This window comes from Kitasatospora sp. NPDC004745 (assembly GCF_042873275.1).
Lineage (GTDB): Bacteria > Actinomycetota > Actinomycetes > Streptomycetales > Streptomycetaceae > Kitasatospora.
On record NZ_JBIALK010000001.1, the window covers coordinates 52292 to 71376 of the forward strand.

Sequence of the window (19085 nt, forward strand, 5' to 3'; positions counted from 1 at the left end):
AAGGACACCGTGCACACGCAGGACACCACGCCCCGGGACACCGCCGGGAGCGGTGCGGGCACCGAAGGACGGATCCCGGTCGGGATCGTCGGCGCCGGCACCATGGGCACCGCCGTCGCCCAGGTCTTCGCCTCGGCCGGGCACCCGGTGGTGGTGGTCGACCGCCACCGCCCCGCCCTCGACGCCGCCCCGGGCCGGCTGCGGGACGGCCTGCGGGCCGCGCGCCTGCTGGGCCGCCGACCGGCCGCCGACGAGGCCCGGCCCACGGCCGCGGAGACCGTCGGACTGGTCCGCTGGACGGACGAGTTCGGCCGCCTGGCGGAGGCCGGATTCGTCGTGGAGTGCGCCTCCGAGCGGCTCTCCGTCAAGGAGCGGGTGCTCCGGGAGCTCGACGAGGTCTGCGCCCCCGAGACGGTCTTCGCCTCCTGCACCTCGGCCGTCCCGGTCCGCCGGCTCGCCTCCTACACCGACCGGCCCGACCGGGTGCTCGCCACCCACTTCATGAACCCCGCCTACCTCAAGGAGACCGTCGAGGTGGTGCGCGGCCCGGCGACCACCGCCCGGACGCTGGAGACCACCCTCGCCCTGCTCGCCGGGGTCGGCCGCCGCGCCCACGTGGTGCGCGACTCGCCGGGCTTCGTCTCCAACCGGGTGCTGATGCCGATGGTCAACGACGCGGCCGCCCGGGTGCAGGAGGGCGTGGCCGACGCGGAGACCGTCGACCTGATCTTCCAGGACTGCTTCGGCCACGCCATGGGGCCGCTGCGCACCGCGGACCTGATCGGGCTCGACACCATCGTGGACACCCTCGACGTCCTGCTGGAGACCACCGGGGACGAGCGCTACCGGCCCTGCGGGCTGCTGCTCGACCTGGTGCGCCGCGGTCACCTCGGCCGCAAGACCGGGCTGGGCTTCCACGCCTACGGGACGCGGCCGTGACCGCCGGGCGGCCGGCCGCCGACGTGCTCGACCTGATCCGGGAACGGTTCCGCACGGTGCCCGACCGGACGGCCGTGGTGGTCGGCGGGGAGTCCCTGACGTACCGGCGGCTCGACGTCGCGACCCGGGAGCTGGCCGCCCGGCTGGCCGCAGCCGGCGCCGCCCCCGGCGGGCTGGTGCTGGTCCACCGCCGTCAGGGGGTGCGGACCGTCGTCGGCATGCTGGCCGCCCTGCGGCTCGGCGCCGCCTGGTGCGTCCTGGAACCCGACCGGCCCGCCGCCGCGGTCCGCGCGCTGCTGCGCGACGGCGGCTGCGGCGTCCTGGTGCACGACGAGGCGGACCGGGCCACGGCCCCCGCCGCCGTCCGCGAGCTGGTGGCCGGCTGCGGCCGGCCGGTCGCCCTGGTGCCCGAGACCGGCCCCGCGCCGGCCGCCGGCCCGCTCCCGGACGCCGCCGTGCCCGCCTCCGCGCCCGCCTACGCCGTCACCACCTCCGGCACCACCGGCGAGCCCAAGGCCGTCCTGGTCTCCCGGGGCGCCCTCGCCGCGCTGGTCGCCTCCCGCGACGAGGACCCCGCCGCGACCACCTTCACCGCCTCCCGGCTCTCCTGGGACGGCCCGCTGCTGATGCTGCTCCACACGCTGTGCGGCGGCGGCACCGCGGTGCTGCCGGACGAGCGGGCCCTGCCCGACCCGGAGGCCTGCGCCGCCCTGGTGCGGCGCCACCGGGTCGAGGTGGCGGTCTGCCCGCCCTCCTTCCACCGGCTGATGCTGCCGTACCTGGCGGGCGCCGACAGCCACCTGCGCCGGTGGATCGTCGGCGGCGAGGCCCTGCCGGCCGCGCAGGCCGCCCGCCACCGCGCCGTCCTGCCGGGCACCGCACTGCGCAACGAGTACGGGGCCACCGAGACCACCGTGACGGTGGTCGCCCACGACGTCCCGCCCGCGCCGGCCGACCCCGTCCCGATCGGGCGCCCCACCGCCGGGGCCCGGATCCACCTGCTGGACGGGCGACTGGCGCCGGTGCCGCCCGGGCGGACCGGCGAACTGTACGTGGCCGGCCCGCAGGTCGCCGAGGGCTACGCCGGCCGGCCCGTCGACACCGCGCTGCGCTTCGTCCCGGACCCGTTCGCGCCCGCCCCCGGCGCCCGGATGTACCGCACCGGCGACCTCGCCGCGGCCGACGCCACCGGCGCCCTGGTCTTCCGCGGCCGGGCCGACGGGCAGCTCAAGGTGCGCGGGGTCCGGGTCGAGCGGGAGGAGGTGGAGGCGGCCCTGGCCCGCCACCCCGCCGTGCGGCAGGCCGCGGTGCTCGCCGTCGCCGACCCGGCGGGCGGCACCGCGCTGGCGGCCTTCTGGTCCCCGGTGGACCAGGCCGCGCCCGGCCCGGGGGCGGGGGAGCTGGTCGCGCACTGCGCGGCCCTGGTCGGCGGGCCGGCGGTGCCCGAGCGGTTCGTCCGGGTGGCGGCGTTCCCGCTGGCGCCGTCCGGAAAGACCGACCTGCGGGCGCTGCGCGCGCTGCTCCCGGCGGTACCGCAGGCCGGGGGCCCGGACGGCGGGGGCGTGGAGGGCGGGGGCGTGGACGGAGAGGCCCCGGTAGGCCAGGACCGGGGCACCGGTGCCGCCGTGGCGGTGGTGACCGGGTTCTGGGCGGACGTCCTCGGCCACCGCGACTTCGGGCCCCGGGACGACTTCTTCGCCGTCGGCGGCAACTCCCGGCGCGTGGTCGACCTGCACCTGCGGCTCGAGCGCACCTGGCCCGGCGCCGTCCGGGTAGGCCGGCTCTTCGACCTGCGCACCGTCGCCGACCAGGCCGCCGCCGTCGCCGCCACGGCCCCGCCGCCCGGCCCGCCGGAGCACCCGGGCCCCGGACCGGGCACCGCGTACGAGGTCTGACGGACGAACCGGCGAACGCGCACCGAGCCCGAGGAACGGGAGCAGAGACAGTGACCACCAGCCCCACGACGGCGCCCCGCGACACCGACATCGCGGTCGTCGGCATCGGCGCCCGCTTCCCCGACGCCGACGACCTGGCCGCCTTCCGCGCCAACCTCGCCGCCGGCCGGGACTCGGTGGGCGCCATGCCGGCCGCCCGGGCCGCCGCCACCGGACTCGACCCGGACGCCCACCGCCTCCCGATGGGCCACCTCGCCGACGTCCACACCTTCGACCACGCGTTCTTCGGCCTCTCCCGGCGCGAGGCCGCCCTGATGGACCCGCAGCACCGGATCGCCCTCGTCCTCGCCCACCGGGCCGTCGAGGACGCCGGCTACCCCGTGGACGCCCTGCGCGGGCACCCGGTGGCCGTGGTGCTCAGCGCCGCCGCCTCCGGCTACCGGGCCGCCGCCGCCGAACCCGGCCCGCTCGGCGCCCTCGGCAACGTCCCCTTCGCGCTGCCCGCCCGGATCGCCCACGTGCTCGGCTTCACCGGCCCCTGCTACGCCGTCGACACCGGCTGCAACGGCTCGCTCGTCGCCGTCCACCAGGCCTGCCGCGAACTGCGCGACGGCGAGGCCGCGTACGCGCTCGCCGGGGGCTTCAGCCTGCGCCCCGAGGGCCTGCCCGCCCCGCAGACCGAGGGGATGACCGAACTCGTCTCCCCGGGCGGGCGCTGCCGGGCCTTCGACGCCGACGCCGACGGCACGGTGAGCGGAGAGGGCGGCGCCGTCCTGCTGCTCACCACCCTCGGCCGGGCCCGTGCCGACGGCGCGCCCGTGCACGCCGTCATCCGCGGCAGCGCCGTCCGGCACAACGGCCGGGCCGCCGCCACCATCAGCACCCCGAGCGCGCCCGCCCACGCGGCCGTCATCGGCGCCGCCTGGCGCGCCGCCGGCCTCGACCCGGCGCTGGCCGGCTACCTGGAGGCGCACGGCTCCGGCACCCGGCTCGGCGACGCCGTCGAACTGGAGGGCCTGGGGCAGGTGTTCGGCACCCGCGGCTTCGGCGGGCGGGGCCGACGGCTGCCGATCGGCTCGGTCAAGACCAACATCGGCCACCTCGACCACGCCGCCGGGATCGCCGGCCTGGTCAAGGCCGTCCTCGCGGTCGGGCACGGCGAGCTCTACCCCTCGCTGCACTTCCGCCGGCCGGTGGACGCGGCGGCCCTCGACCCCGTCGAGGTGGTCACCGAACTGCGGCCCTGGGAAGGCGCGGAGCGGATCGCGGGCGTCAGCTCGTACAGCCTGGCCGGCATCAACGCCCACTGCGTCGTCCAGCGGCCGCCCGCGCCCGCGCCCGCCGCGCCGCGCCGGGCCGAAGGGCCGCGGCCGGCCCGGCTGGTCGCGGTCTCCGCCCGCAGCCGCCCCGCGCTGGCCGCGCTCTGCGCGGACCTCGGCGCCGCCCTGGCCGGACCGGCCGCCGGCGCCGACCTCGACGACGTCGCCCACACCCTCAACTCCGGGCGCGCCCACCACCGGTACCGGCTCGCCGTGGCGGCCCGGGACACCGCCGGACTGGCCCGCGCCCTCGCCGACCGGGCTCCCGGGCCGGGCGAGCCGGTCGCCGACGCCGCGCCCGGCGGCCGCGGCGGGCCGCCCGCCGTCTGTCTGCTGCTCTCCCCGGACGCCGCCCCCGTCGCCCCCGGCCCGGCGCCGCTGCCCGCGGACCTGCCCGCCACCGGCCGGGTGGAGGCCGACCTCCTGGCCGGTCAACTGGCCCTCCACCGCGCCCTGCTGGCCGCCGGCGTGCCGGTCGAGACGGTGCTCAGCAGCGGCGTGTCCCGCTACGCGGCCCGGCACCTGCTCGGCACCCTCACCGCCGCGGACACCCGGGAGCTCGCCGCCGGCGCCGAGGCCCCGCCGCCGGACCGGGACCGCCTGGTCGCGGCCGCCGAGCGGCTCACCGCCGCCGGACCGGTGGTGTTCGTCGACCCCGGCCCGGGCGGGGTGCTCGGCCGGCTGCTCGCCGAGCGGTTCGGTCCGCACGGGCAGGACGGCGCCCGGCTGGTGACCGTCCCCGCCGAGGCCGCGGCCGCGGGTGCGGGCACGGCCGCCGACGGATTCGAGGCCCTGCTCGGCCGGCTGTACGAGGCCGGCGTCGAGCTCGACTGGGCCGCGCTCGGTCCCGCCCCCGGCACGGCCCGCCGGCTGCGGCTGCCCGGGCACCCGCTGGCCGCCACCCCGTGCTGGCTCCGGCCGCCGGCCGCACCCGCCGCGCTCGTCCCGTCCGTCCCGGTCGCTGCCGCGCCCGCCATCGCTGCCGCGCCCGCCACCGCCGTCGCGCCCGCCCCCGTCGAGCGGCCGGAGGACCCGCAGCCCTGGCTCGCCGGCGTGCTGGCCGAACTGCTGCACAGTGAGCAGCCGCTCGGCCCGGCCGACCACTACTTCGAGCTCGGCGGCAACTCGATCATCGCCCTGCAGCTCGCCGACCGCGTCGAGGCCCGCTTCGGCTTCCGCCCCAAGCTGCTCGACGTCTACGAGCACCCCGAGGTCGGCGCCCTCGCCGCGCTCATCCGGGCCAGGGCCGGCCGCCCGTCCGCCCCCGCCCTGCCCCCGGTCGTCCCGCGCGGCGCCGCGGTCACCTCCTTCGGCCAGGACCGGATCTGGTTCCACCACCAGCTCGACCCGGACACCACCCTCTACAACCTGCCGATGGTCAGCCGGATCAGCGGCCCGCTCGACGTCGACGCCGTCCGCGGCATGTGGCACGACCTGATGCTGCGCCACGAGGTGCTGCGGTCCAACTTCGTCGAGGAGGACGACCAGCCGGTGCTGCGCCTGCGGCCCGAGCCCGGGGACTTCTTCGCCTTCCGGGACGTCTCGGGCGAGCCGGATCCGCAGGCCGCCGCCCGGGAGCTGGTCCGGCGGGCCGCCGGGCACCGCTTCGACCTGGCCCACGACCCGCTGGTGCGGGTGCTCGTGGTCCGCACCGCCCCCGAGGAGCACGTGCTCCAGGTGACCATGCACCACGCCGTCAACGACGGCGCCTCCCCGCGGATCTTCGCCCGCGAGCTGCCCGAACTCCACGCCGCCCGCCGCGAGGGCCGCCCGCACCGCCTCGCGCCGCTGCCGGTCCAGTTCGCCGACTACGCCGCCTGGCAGCGGGACCTGGTGGCCGGCCCCGCCCTGGACGGCGAGCTCGCCTACTGGCGGGAGAAGCTGCGGGACGCCCCCGTGCTGCGGCTGCCCACCGACCACCCCCGCCCGGCCCGCAAGGACTACGCCGGGGACCTGGCCGTCTTCACCCTGGACGCCGAGCTGATGCGCGAGCTGCGCCGGCTCGCGGCCGAGCACTCCGCGACCCTCTTCGTGGTCCTGCTCGCCGGCCTCTACCTGCTGCTGGCCCGCCACAGCGAGCAGGACGACCTGGTCGTCGGCACCCCGACCACCGGGCGCAACCGGCCCGAACTGGAGGGCCTGATCGGCTTCTTCAACAGCACCGTGGCGCTGCGCGCCGACCTCTCCGGCGACCCGTCGGTGGCCGGCTTCCTGCGCCGGGTGCGCACCGTGGTGCTGGAGGCCCTGGAGCACCAGGAGATCCCGTTCGACAAGGTCGTCCAGGCCCTGACGGCGGAGCGCGACCCGGGCCGCAGCCCGCTGTTCGACGTCTTCTTCGTGCACCAGGAGCTGCCGCCGATCCAGCGGATCGAGGGCACCTCCACCGGGTACTTCGACACCGGGCACACCCGTGCCAACCTCTTCGGCGGCCTGCCCGGCGGCACCGCCAAGTTCGACCTCACGCTGATCACCTCCGACCGGGCCGGCGACGACGCGATGACCGCCTGCCTGGAGTTCAGCACCCAGCTGTTCACCCCCGCGACGGCGGCCGCGTTCGCCGCGGAGTACACCGCGCTGCTCGGCGAACTCGTCGCGGCCGACGGCACCGCGCCGCTCGCCGGGCTGTGGGCCCCGGCCCCGGGTGCCGCCCAGGCCCCCGGCGAACCGGCCCCCCGTGGACCGGTCCCCTCCGGACCCGTCCGGCTGGACGTCCCCACCGACCGCCCCCGCCCGGGCAGCCCCGTCGCCGCCGCACGCGCCGCCACCACCCCGGTCGACCAGCCGCTCCGGGAGGCGGTCGAGGCCTTCGGCACCGACCCCGAGCGGGTGCTGCGGGCCGGCTGGCTGGTGCTGCTCTCGTGGATCTCAGGAGAGGACGAGGTGGCGGTCGGCCTGCCCGGCGGCACCCTGCTGCGGGCCGACCTCTCCGACGAACCCGGCTTCGCCGCCCTGGTCGAGCGGACCGCCACCGCCGCGGTGGCCGCCCCCGGAGCCGAACCGACCGTCCGCTCCCGCGGCGACCGCGGCGACGGACGCGACAGCGGTGAGTTCGGAGGTTCGGACCAGGACGGCCCGGACCAGGACGGCCCGGACCAGGACGGCCCGGACCAGGACGGCCCGGCCACCCAGGGCCCAGGGCCGGCCGAACTCGACCTGGCCTGGCGGTCCGGGCCGGGCGGCGGCCCGACCGCCCTGACCGTCCACTACGCCCCGGAGCTCTTCGACCCGTCGACCGCCGCCGGCTTCGCCACCGCCCTGCGCGAGCTGCTGCGCGGCCTGCTCGCCGAGCCAGACCGGCCCGTCCACGACGTGGCGGCCGAACACGCCGACCCGGAGCCGGGCCCGGCCCCGGTCGGCACCCGGCCGACCGCGGCCGCACCCCCGCAGACCGACGCCGCCCGGAGGGACGCCCGATGAGCAGCTCCACCCCCACCCCGCTCGACGCCGCCCCGCTCGACGCCGCCCGCCGGGCCGTCCTGCGGGACACCCCCGGCCTGGCCACCGACTGCGTGGCGCGCCTGGTCCGGTTCGAGGGCCGGATCGCACCCGACCGGCTGCGCCGCGCCGTGGCCCGGGCGCTGGCCGAACGCCCGGACCTGCGCGCCGCCCTGCGCACCGACCGCCCCGGCGCCCCGGGCGGGGCCGCGCTGTGCCTCCCGCCCGGCCCGGCCCGCCCGCTCGCGGTCGAACTGCTCGACCTCGACCCGGCGGACCTGGACGGCTGGACCGCCGCCGAACTCAGCCGCCCGCTCGACCTCGCCCGCGGGCCCCTGCTGCGCCACGTGCTGATCCGCCGTCCGGACGGCGGGCTGCTCTGGTTCCAGCGCCACCACCGGCTGCTCGACGACGACGGCGGGCTGGCCGCACTGGTCCGCCGGGCCGCCGAGCTGTACGCCGCGGACGGCGAGGCCGCCCCGCCCCCGGCCGGCGCCCGCCCGGCCGTCCCGGAGCCGGAGGGCGAGCGGCCCGCCGACCGGGCGCACTGGCGGCAGGCCCTGGCCGGGCTGGCCGCCCCCGAGCCCGCGGCCGGCGCCCGCCCGGCCGGGCCGGGCGCACCGCCCGTCGAGCTGCCCTGGCTGCCGGTGGCCGGCCCGGCCGCGCTGGCCCGGGCGGCCCGGGCCGGCGGCGCGGGGCCCGCGGCGGTGCTGCTGGCCGCCGCGGCCGTCCACACGCACCGGCTGACCGGCGCACGGGACCTGCTGCTCGGCCACTGGACGCCCGCGCCGGGCCCCGGCGGCCGCGGTCTGGTCGTCCCGGTGCGGCTCGCCGCCGCCCCCGAACTGTGCTTCACCGACGTCCTGCGGCAGGCCGGCCGGGCGCTGCGGGCGGCCCGCCGGCACGGCCACCGCCCCGACCTCGACCTGCCCTGGAGCCCGTCCTCCGGGTACGGCCTGGTCACCGGGCTCGCCGACGGCGCCGAGCGGGTGGCGTACGGTCCGGAGGCGGTGGCCGTGCTGGCACGGGCCTGGGGCGAGCCGCTGCCCGGCCTGGTGCTGCGCGCCGACCCCGCCCCCGGGCCGGCCGACCCGGACGGCGGGTGGCGGGTCGCCGCCGGCGGCCACGGCGCGGACCCGGCGGCGCACCGCCGGACGGTCCGGCTGCTGGCGCGGCTGGCGGAGCGGCCCGACGCGCCGCTGCACTCCTTCGACCTGGCCGGCGAGGAGGAGCTCGCCCTGCTGCGGAAGGTCAACGCCACCGACCGCGCGGTGCCCGCGGCCACCGTGCCGGCGGCGTTCGCCGCCCGGGCCGCGCGGACCCCGGCCGCCGTCGCGGTGCGCGGCGCGGGCACCGAGCTGGACTACGCGGGCCTGGACGCGTGCTCCGAGCGGATCGCCCGGCACCTGGCCGGACTCGGCATCGGCCGCGAGGACGTCGTCGCGGTGCTGCTGCCGCGCACCCCCGCGCTGGTCGCGGCCGTGCTGGGGGTGCTGAGGGCCGGCGCCGCCTACCTGCCGGTGGACCCGGCCCACCCGCGCGGCCGGGTGGCCTTCCTGCTCGCGGACGCCCGTCCGCGGGCGGTCCTGACCACCGCGGACCTGGCTCCCCTCCTGCCGGAGCCGGAGCCGGAATCGCAGCCGGGGGCGGAGCCGCGGCCGGGGGCGGCCGGCCCCGCCGTCGTCCTGCTCGACGAGGCCGGTGCGCCCACCGGGCCCGCGGCGGCGCAGGCCGACCCCGTCGGCCCGCTGCCCGGCAACGCGGCGTACGTCCTGTACACCTCCGGCTCGACCGGGACGCCCAAGGGCGTGGTGGTCACCCATCGTTCGGTGGCCAACCTCGCGGCCTGGGCGGTGGCGGAGCTCGGCCCCGAGGCCTTCTCCCGGGTGCTCGGCTCGACCCCGCTCTCCTTCGACCTGTCGGTCTTCGAGCTCCTGGTGCCGCTGTTCACCGGCGGCGGCGTCGACCTCGTCGACAGCCTGCTCTCGCTGCTGGAGCGCCCCGACTGGTCCGGGAGCCTGGTCAACACCGTGCCGTCGGTGTACCGGCAGGTCGCCGACGCGGAGTGGGTGCACGAGCGGGCCGCCGTCTACGTCTTCTGCGGGGAGGCGCTGCCCGCCGAGGTGGTCCGCCGGGTGCACGACCGCAACCCGCGGGCCCGGGTGCTCAACCTCTACGGGCCCACCGAGGCCGTGGTGTACGCGACGGCCGCGGCCTGCCCGCCCGGCGCCGAGGGCGAGCCGCCGATCGGCACCCCGATCGGCAACGTGCGCGCCCACGTCCTCGACCCGGTCCTGCGGCCCGCGCCCGTCGGCGCCACCGGTGAGCTCTACCTGGCCGGCGACCACCTGGCCCGCGGCTACGCCCACCGGCCCGGGGCCACCGCCGAGCGCTTCCTGCCCGATCCGTTCGGCCCGCCCGGCGCCCGGATGTACCGCACCGGGGACCTCGCCCGCTGGACCGCCGCCGGGCAGCTGGAGTTCCTCGGCCGCACCGACCAGCAGGTGAAGATCCGCGGCCACCGGATCGAACTCGGCGAGATCGAGGCCCGGTTGACGGCCATGCCCGGCGTCCGGCAGGCGGTGGTGGTCGCCACCGAGGACGGCGAGGGGGACCGCCGGACGACGGCCTTCCTGGTCGCCGGGGAGGGCGGCCCGGCCGACCCGCGGGCCGTCCGGGCGGCGCTCGGCGAGGAGCTGCCCGCAGCGGTGGTGCCGGCCGCGGTGGTCCTCCTGGACACGCTGCCGACCAACGCCAACGGCAAGACCGACCGGCGGGCGCTCGCCGAGCTGGCCGCCGGGTCGATTGCCCCGTCCTCCGCCGACGTCCCGCCCCCCGCAGACGTCCCGCCCTCCGTCGACGCCCCGCCGGCGGACGCCGGCCCGGACCCGGCCGTCACGGAGCCGTCCGCAGCCGACCCGGTCGCCCCCGCGGCCGCCGCGGACCCTGCCGCGGCGACCCCGGCCCCCGACCCCGGGCAGCACCGCACCCGGCTGCTGCGCGAGCTGTTCGCCGGGGTCCTCGGCCTGCCCGAAGTCGGCCCGGACGACGGCTTCTTCGCCCTCGGCGGGGACAGCATCCGCTCCATCAAGCTGCTCCGCCGGGCCCGCCGGGCCGGCCTCGCCCTCGCCCCGGAGGACGTCTTCGCCCATCCCACCCCGGCCGGGCTCGCGGCGGTCGCCACCCCGGTCGACCCGGCCGGCCCAGCAGCCGGCCGCCCCGGCGGCGGTGAGCTGCTCCCGCTGGACGCCGCCGACCGCGCCTGGCTCGCGGAGCGGTTCCCGGGCCACCGGGAGGTGCTGCCGCTGACCCCGCTCCAGGAACGGCTGCTGTTCAGCGCGCACCACGGCCAGGACGGCGGCGACGCCTTCGTGATGCGGCTGTGGACGGACTTCGCGGGCCGGCTGGACGCGGCCGCGCTGCGCGGGGCCGTCGAGGCGCTCTGCCGCCGCCACCCGAACCTGATGGCCGGGTTCGTCCGGCTGCCCGGCGGGCGCCCGGTCCAGGTCGTCCCGGACCGCCCGGCGCCGTTCACCGAGCTGGACCTCACCGGCCTGAGCCCGGCCGAACGACTCGCCCGGACGGAGCAGGAGGCCGCCCGGGACCGGACCACCCGGTTCGACCCGGCCGACCCGCCGCTGATCCGCTTCACCCTGCTGCGCCTGGGGGCGGACCGGTCCCGGCTGGTCGTCGTCGCGCACCACACGCTCGTCGACGGCTGGTCCAACCAGCTGCTCCTGCCCGAACTGGCCGCGCTCTACCGGGAACGGTCCGTGCCGCCCGACCCGCTGCCGTCGGCCGACCCGGTGCCGCTGCCGGACCCGGTGCCGCTGCGCGACCACCTCGCCTGGCTGGCCGGCCGCGACCACGAGGCCGCCCGCCGGGCGTGGCGCGAGGCCCTGGCCGGGCCGCCCGAGCCCACCCTGCTGACCCCGCCCGGGCCGCCGCCCGCCACCGGGTGGCCGTCCCGCCGCTACCGCGACCTGGGCGAGCGGCGCACCGAGCGCCTCGGCACCCTCGCGGCCGGCCTCGGCGTCACCCTCAACACCGTGCTGCAGGCCGTCTGGGCCCTGCTGCTGGCCGAGCGGACCGGCCGCCCGGACGTGGTGTTCGGGACCATCGTCTCCGGCCGCTCGCCGGAGCTGCCGGGCTCGGAGTCCGTCCTGGGGTTCCTGATCGACACCCTGCCGCTGCGGGTCACCCTGCGGCCCGACGAGTCGCTCTCCGGGCTGCTGGAGCGGGTCCAGCGGGAGCAGGCCCGGCTGATCGCCCACCAGCACCTGGGCATCCCGGAGATCCAGCGGGCCACCGGCCTCGGCGAGCTCTTCGACACCGTCCTGGTGTACGAGAACTTCCCGCAGGCCGGCGACCAGCGCGACGCGCTCCCGGGGGTGCGGATCACCGCCTCCGGCAGCGAGACGGCCACCCACTACCCGCTGACCCTGATGGCCATCCCGCGGGGTGGCGCGCTGGAGCTGGACGTCCTGCACCGGGAGGACGTCGTCGACGCCGCGGCCGCCGACGCCCTGCTCGCCCGGGTGCTGGACCTGTTGGACACCCTGGCGGCCGAACCGGACACCGCCGTCGGCGCGCTCGGCCTGGTCGACCGCTGGCCGTCGGCCGCCACGCCCGCCGCGCTCCCGACGTCCGAGGCGCTCCCGGCGCCCGCCGCGCTCCAGGCCGCCGACGGCCCGCCCGCGGCGCTCCCGTCCCCTGACGGCCCGTCCGCCGCGGAGCCGCCCGCCGACGGCCTGGAGCCGATGCTGGCCCCGCTGCTGCCGCTGCGCTCGACCGGCACCGGCGCGCCGCTGTTCTGCGTGCACCCGGCCGCCGGGATCGGCTGGACGTACGCGGCGCTGCTCGGCCCGCTCGGCGACCGGCCGCTCTACGTCCTGCAGTCCCGGGGCCTCGACGGCCGGGGCCCGCTGCCGACCAGTGTCGAGGAGGTCGCCGCGGACTGCCTGCGGGAGATCCGCGCCGTCCGGCCGCAGGGGCCCTACCACCTGCTCGGCTGGTCCTTCGGCGGACTGGTCGCCCACGCCGTGGCCACCCGGCTGCAGGAGCAGGGCGCGGAGGTGGGCCTGCTCGCCCTCCTCGACAGCTACGTGCTCGCCGACCTGCCCGCGCGCACCGAGGCCGAGGTGCTCCTGGAGCAGGGGCAGGTCCGCAACGCCCTGCTGCGGCTGTCGGGCGTCGACCGGCCGGTCGACGCGCCCGCGCCGACGGCCGAGGAGTTCCTCGCCCTCGCGGCGGAGTCCGACTCGCCGCTCTCGGTCTTCTCCGAGCGCCGCCTGACCGCGCTCGCCGAGGTCTACGACAACAACGTCCGGATCGGCCGGGCCTTCCGCCCCGGCCGCTTCCGCGGCGACCTGCTGCTCGTCGAGGCCGTCCCCGAGAGGAGCGGGCCCGTGCAGGAGCCGGAGACCTGGCGGCCCCACCTGGACGGCGGCCGGCTGCTGCGCCACCGCACCGACCACGCCCACCAGGACCTCGGCGGCCCGGCCGCCCTGGCCGACCTCGCCCCGGCGCTGCTCGCCCGCCTCGCCGACCCGCAGGAGCCGCAGGAGCCGCAGGAGCCGTACGAGCCGCAGGAGCCGTACGAGCCGCAGGAGCCGTACGAGCCGCACGAGCCGCACGAGCCGGGCGGGCCGCACGGCCCGGAGAGGAGCTGACGCATGTCGCCGCAGCGCTGGCCGCTGACCGCACCGCAGTCGGGCATCTGGTTCGGTCACCAGGCCGACCCCACCGGCCGGCGGTTCACCGCCGCCCAGTACGTCCGGATCCACGGCGCCGTCGACGAGGACGTCTTCGAACGCGCGCTGCACACCGTGCTGGCCGGCAGCGAGAGCCTGCGGGTGCGCTTCGAACCGACCGCCGAGGGCGCCGTCCAGGTCCTCGACGACACCGGGCACCCGCTGCACCGGCTGGACCTGCGCCACCACGCCGACCCGGCCGCCGCCGCCCGGGAGTTCGTCACCGCCGGGCTCGCCCACGCCTACGACCTGACCGCCGGCCCGCCCGCCGACCACTTCCTGCTGCGCACCGGTGAGGCGGAGTACCTCTGGTACGTCCGGATGCACCACATCCTGTGCGACGGGACGGGCTCGGCCGGGCTGATGCGCAGGGTGGCGGCCGAGTACACGGCGCTGCGCGCGGGCGGGCCCGGCTCCACCGGCCTCCACGACCCGCTGTCGGCGCTGCTGGACGACGACGCCGCCTACCGGGCCTCGGACCGGTTCCGCACCGACGCCGGGTTCTGGGCGGCCGAGCTGGCCGGGCTCGGCGACCCGCCCCGGCTGGCCGGCGGGCGTACCCGCCGCACCGGCGCCGGGCCGCAGCCGCCGGTCGCCGTCCGCACGGAGCTGTCCGCGCCGCGCTGGGCCGCCGTCCGGGAGCGGGCCGGCGCGGGCTGGACCACGCTGTTCCCGGCCGCGCTGGCGCTCGCCCTGCACGCCGACACCGGCGAGCGCACGGCCGTGCTCGGGCTCGGCGTCCGCGGCCGGGACGCCGCGCTGGCCCGCAAGGCCCTCGGCATGACCGCCAACGTCGTCCCGCTGCGGCTCGCCGTGGACCCGGCCGCCACCGCCGGGGAGCTGGTCGCGGCCACCGCGGACCGGGTCCGCGCGGCGCTGCGCCGCCAGCGCTACCGCTTCGAGGACATGCTCCGCGACACCGCCGCCGCCCGCGGTGACCGGCCGCTGGTCGGCCCCACCCTGAACCTGCTGCCGCTCGACCTCGGCCTGCGCTTCGACGGCGTCCCGGCCACCGTGCACGAGGTCTCGCCGGGCCTGCCGGAGGACTTCGCCCTCGGCGTCTACGACCACGGCGGGGACACCCTGCCGGTGTTCGCCGACGCCGTCGGCGACTACCCCGAGGAGACCGTCCGGGCCCACCTGGACCGGGTGCTCGACCTGGTGACGGCGCTGGCCGCGGCGCCCGAGGGGCTCCCCGTCGGCCGGCTGCGCACCGGCGACGGGCCCGGCCCCGCGCCGGTGCCGGTCCGCGGGGGCGCGGAGCCGGACACCCTGGTGTCGCTGTTCGAGGCGCAGGCCGCGGCCCGCCCGGACGCGCCCGCCGTGACGATGGGCGGCACCGTCCTGAGCTACCGCGAACTCGACCTGCGGGCCACCGGGTTGGCCCGCCGCCTGGCGGCCCGCGGGGTGCGCCGCGGCGACCTGGTCGGCGTCGCCCTGCACCGCTCGCCCGACCTGGTGGTCGCCCTGCTCGGCGTCCAGAAGGCCGGCGCCGGCTACCTGCCGCTGGACCCGGACTACCCGGCCGGGCGGCTGCGCGCCACCGTCGAGGACGCCGCGCCCCGGCTGGTGGTCACCGACGAGGCGGCCCGCGCCGCGCTGCCGGACGGCCTGCCGCTGCTCTCCCTCGACGCCGCGCCGGGGGAGCGTGACGGCGCGGCGGCCCCCGCCGCGCCGGTGACGCCCGAGCGCCCCCGCCCGGACACCGTCGCGTACGTCATCCACACCTCCGGTTCCACCGGGGCGCCGAAGGGCGTCCTGGTCACCCACCGCAACGTCGTCCGGCTGTTCACCGCCACCGCCGACCGGTTCGGCTTCGGACCGGACGACACCTGGACGCTGTTCCACTCCTACGCCTTCGACTTCTCGGTCTGGGAACTGTGGGGCGCCCTGCTGCACGGCGGCCGGCTGGTCGTCGTCCCCCGGGACACCGCCCGCTCGCCGGAGGACCTGCTGGCGCTGCTGGCCGCCGAGCGGGTCACCGTGCTCAACCAGACCCCCTCCGCGTTCACCCAGCTGGCCGCCGCCGACGCGGCCCGCCCCGGCACCCCGCTGGCCCTGCGCCACGTGGTCTTCGGCGGTGAGCAGCTCGAACTCTGGCGGCTCGCCGACTGGTACCTGCGCCACCCCCAGGACGCGCCCCGGCTGGTCAACATGTACGGCATCACCGAGACCACGGTGCACGTCACCGCGGGCGACCTCGACGCCGCCGCCACCGCCTCCGGCGCCGCCACCATCGGCCACCCGCTGCCCGACCTCGCCGTCCGCCTGCTGGACGCCGCGCTGCGCCCGGTGCCCGACGGACTGCCCGGCGAGCTGTACGTGGCCGGCCCCGGCCTGGCCCGCGGCTACCTCGGCCGCCCGGGGCTGACCGCGGCCCGCTTCGTCGCCGACCCCTTCGGCCCGCCCGGCGCCCTGATGTACCGCAGCGGGGACCGCGCGCGCCGCCGCCCCGACGGCGAACTGGAGCACCTCGGCCGCACCGACCGGCAGGTCAAGGTGCGCGGCTACCGGATCGAGCCCGGCGAGGTCGAGGCCGCGCTGACCGCACTGCCCGGCATCACCGGCGCCGCCGTGCTGGCCGTCGAACGCGAGCCCGGCCGGAGGAGCCTGACGGCCTACCTGCTCGGCGACCGGCAGGCCGTCCGGGCCGCCGCCGCCGACGCGCACCGGGTGCTCCCGGAGCACCTGGTGCCCGCCGCCTTCCACGCCGTCGACGCCTTCCCGCTGACCGCCAACGGCAAGCTCGACGAGCACCGGCTGCGCGCGCTGGCCGGCGCCCCGGCGCTCGGCGGCCGGGCGCCGCACGGGGAGCGGGAGCACCTGCTGCACCGGCTGTTCGGCGAGGTCCTCGGCGTCGCCGGGTTCGGTGCGGACGAGAGCTTCTTCGCGCTGGGCGGCGACTCGCTGGCCGCCAACCGGCTGGTCGTCCGCGCCCGCGCCGAACTCGCCGGGGCCATCGGCATCCGGGACGTCTTCGCGGCGCCCACGGTGGCCGCCCTGGCGGCCCGGACCGGCGCCCGCCACGAGGCTCCGGTGCCCGCCCCGCCGCGCCCGGGGGCCGGCCCCCGGCCGGAGTCCGTCCCGCTCTCGCACGCCCAGCGCGGGCTCTGGGTCCTGCACCGGCTCGGCGGGCAGGGCTCCACCTACCACGTCCCGCTGGCCGCCCGGCTGACCGGCCCGCTCGACCCGCGGGCGCTGCGGGCCGCCGCGGCCGACGTCCAGCGGCGGCACGAGAGCCTGCGGACCGTCTTCCCGGCCGTCGACGGCACACCCCGCCAGGTGGTGCTGACCGACCCGCCCGTGCCGTTCACCGTCCGGCACCCCGGACCGGCCGGGCTGGCGGCGGCGGTGGACGAGGAACTGCACCGCCCCTTCGACCTCGCGCACCAGCCGCCCTGGCGGCTGGCCGTCCTCACCACCGGGCCCGGCACCCACCTGCTGCTGGTCGTGCTGCACCACATCGCCGCCGACGAGCAGTCGCTGCGCCCGCTGACCCGGGACCTCGCCGCCGGCTACGCGGCGCGGTGCCGCGGCCGGGCCCCCGAATGGCCCGAACTTCCGCTCCAGTACGCCGACTTCACGCTGTGGCAGGGCCGAGCCCTGGGGGCGCCGGACGACCCGGACAGCCCGCTGTCGGCCGAACTCGCCCACTGGCGCGCGGCGCTGCAGGGCGCGCCGGAGCGCACCGCGCTGCCGGCCGACCACCGGCCGGCGGGCGGCACGGCCCTGCGCGGGGCCGCCACCGGCTTCCGCTGGAACGCCGAACTGGTCAATGCTGCGAGGGAGTTGGCGGCGCAGCGCGGCGCCACCCTGTTCATGGTGTTGCACGCCGCCGTCGCCTGCCTGCTCACCCGCTCCGGCGCGGGTACCGACCTGGTGCTCGGGACGGTCACCGCGGGCCGCGCCGATCCGGCGCTGGACGAGGTGGTCGGCCACTTCGCCCAGTCGCTGGCGCTGCGCACCGACCTGTCGGGCCGGCCGGGCTTCGCCGAGGTGGTCGACCGGGTCCGGCAGGCCGACCTCACCGCCTTCGCCCACGACACGGCGCCCTTCGACCGGGTCGTGGACGCGCTCGCGCCGGGCCGCGAACTCGGCCGCCACCCGCTGTTCCAGGTGATGGTCACCCTGCACGCCGGCCGCCCGCCGGCCCTCGCGCTGCCCGGCCTGACCGCCGAGCCGTACGAACTCCACCGGGTGATGGCCAAGTTCCCGCTGCTCTTCGACTTCACCGAGCAGCCGGACGGCACCCTGGACGGCACCCTGGAGTACAGCACCGACCACTTCCGCCCGCGGACGGCCGAACGCCTCGCGGGGGCGCTCGGCCGGCTGCTCGCCGCGGCCCTGGCCGACCCGACGGCCCCGGTGGACACGCTCGCCCCGGTGGACACGCCTGCCCTGGCGGACGGCCCGGACCTGTCGGACGCCGTGGCCCTGCCCGCCGTCCCGGCGCCTGCGGCCGGCCCCGGCCCCGCCGCCGGGCCGGCCGAGGAACTGCTGCGGACCCTGTTCGGCACCGTGCTCGGCCGAGCCCGGCCCGGGCCGTCGGAGGGCTTCTTCCGGCTCGGCGGCGACAGCATCCTGGCGATCCGACTGGCCACCCGGGCCCGGGCCGCCGGGCTGCCGATCACGCCCAAGGACGTGTTCACCCACCAGACCCCGCGCGCCCTCGCCGCCCTGGCCGGAGCCCCGGCCCCCGCCCCGGTGCCACGGCCCGCCGCCCCCGCCGAACCGGGCGCCGTGCTGCCGGCCACCCCGATCGCGCACTGGCTGGCCTCCCGCGGCGGCCCGATCGAGGGCTCCGCCCAGTCGGTGCTGGTCGAGCTGCCGCCCGGGGCCACCGAGCACACCCTGCGCGCCGCCCTGCAACAGCTCGTCGACCACCACGACGCCCTGCGGACGCGGCTCACCGGAGGCCCCGGCGAGCCGCTGGACTTCGAGGTCCGCCCGGTGGGCGGCGTCCCGGCGGGCCCGCTGCTGCACCGGGTCGACCTGGCCCGCGAGGGCCTGGCGGACGCCGGCCCGCTGCTCGGGCCCGGTGGGGAGCCGGTGCCGGCGCTGGCGGCGCTGGTCGAGGAGCAGCGGCGCGACGCCCGCCGCCGGCTCGACCCCCGCCGGGGCGAGCTGCTCCGGGCCGTCCGGTTCGACGGCCCGGCCGGCGGACTGCTGCTGCTGGTCGTCCACCACCTCGCCGTCGACGGCGTCTCCTGGCGGATCCTGCTCGACGACCTCGCCCTCGCCCACGAGGCCGCCGCGGCCGACCGCCCGGCCGAGCTCGCCGCCGTCCCGGTGACGGCGGCCCAGTGGGCCCGCGCCCTGCGGTCGGCCGCGGCCGACCCGGCGGTGGCCGGCGACCACGCCCACTGGCACCGCCTGCTGACCACCGGCACCGGCGGCCTCGGCACCCGACCGCTGGACCGGGCCCGGGACACCGCGGCCCGCGCCGAGTCCCTGCGCACCACGCTGCCGAGCGGCCCGACCGCGGCCCTGCTGACGGAGCTGCCGGAGCGGCTCGGTGCCGCCGTCCCGGAGATCCTGCTCGGGGCGCTCGCCCTGGCCCTGGACGGCTGGCCCGCCCGCACCGGCGACGGACCGCTCCTGGTCGACGTCGAGGGCCACGGGCGCGATCCGGAACCGGCCCCCCTGGACGGCCTCGACCTCTCCCGGACGCTCGGCTGGTTCACGGTGATCCACCCCGTCCTGCTGGACGCCGGTGCCGCTTCCGCCGAACCCGCCGCCGACGA

At 79.0% G+C, this 19085-nt stretch carries 5 protein-coding genes; all 5 read left to right on the forward strand.

The genetic code is table 11. From position 1 onward, the window contains the following. Positions 1-9: 9 nt before the first annotated feature. Positions 10-939: a 3-hydroxyacyl-CoA dehydrogenase family protein gene (locus ACFYUY_RS00150; protein WP_387896686.1), complete on the forward strand. Its 930-nt coding sequence runs from the start codon at positions 10-12 to the stop codon at positions 937-939. Beyond that, a complete protein-coding gene (locus tag ACFYUY_RS00155; protein WP_387896688.1) occupies positions 936-2834 on the forward strand; it encodes a non-ribosomal peptide synthetase in 1899 nt (632 codons plus the stop codon). Before ACFYUY_RS00150 ends, ACFYUY_RS00155 begins: the two co-directional genes overlap by 4 nt. A 50-nt stretch (positions 2835-2884) precedes the next feature. After that, a complete protein-coding gene (locus ACFYUY_RS00160) occupies positions 2885-7570 on the forward strand; it encodes a condensation domain-containing protein (protein WP_387896689.1) in 4686 nt (1561 codons plus the stop codon). Then, positions 7567-13260 (forward strand): amino acid adenylation domain-containing protein, encoded by a 5694-nt coding sequence (locus ACFYUY_RS00165; RefSeq protein WP_387896691.1) that lies wholly within the window; start codon positions 7567-7569, stop codon positions 13258-13260. The genes ACFYUY_RS00160 and ACFYUY_RS00165 overlap by 4 nt, the downstream gene beginning before the upstream one ends. A gap of 3 nt (positions 13261-13263) precedes the next feature. Further along, positions 13264-19085 (forward strand): amino acid adenylation domain-containing protein (locus tag ACFYUY_RS00170; protein ID WP_387896693.1); only part of this gene is annotated, 5822 nt, incomplete at its 3' end.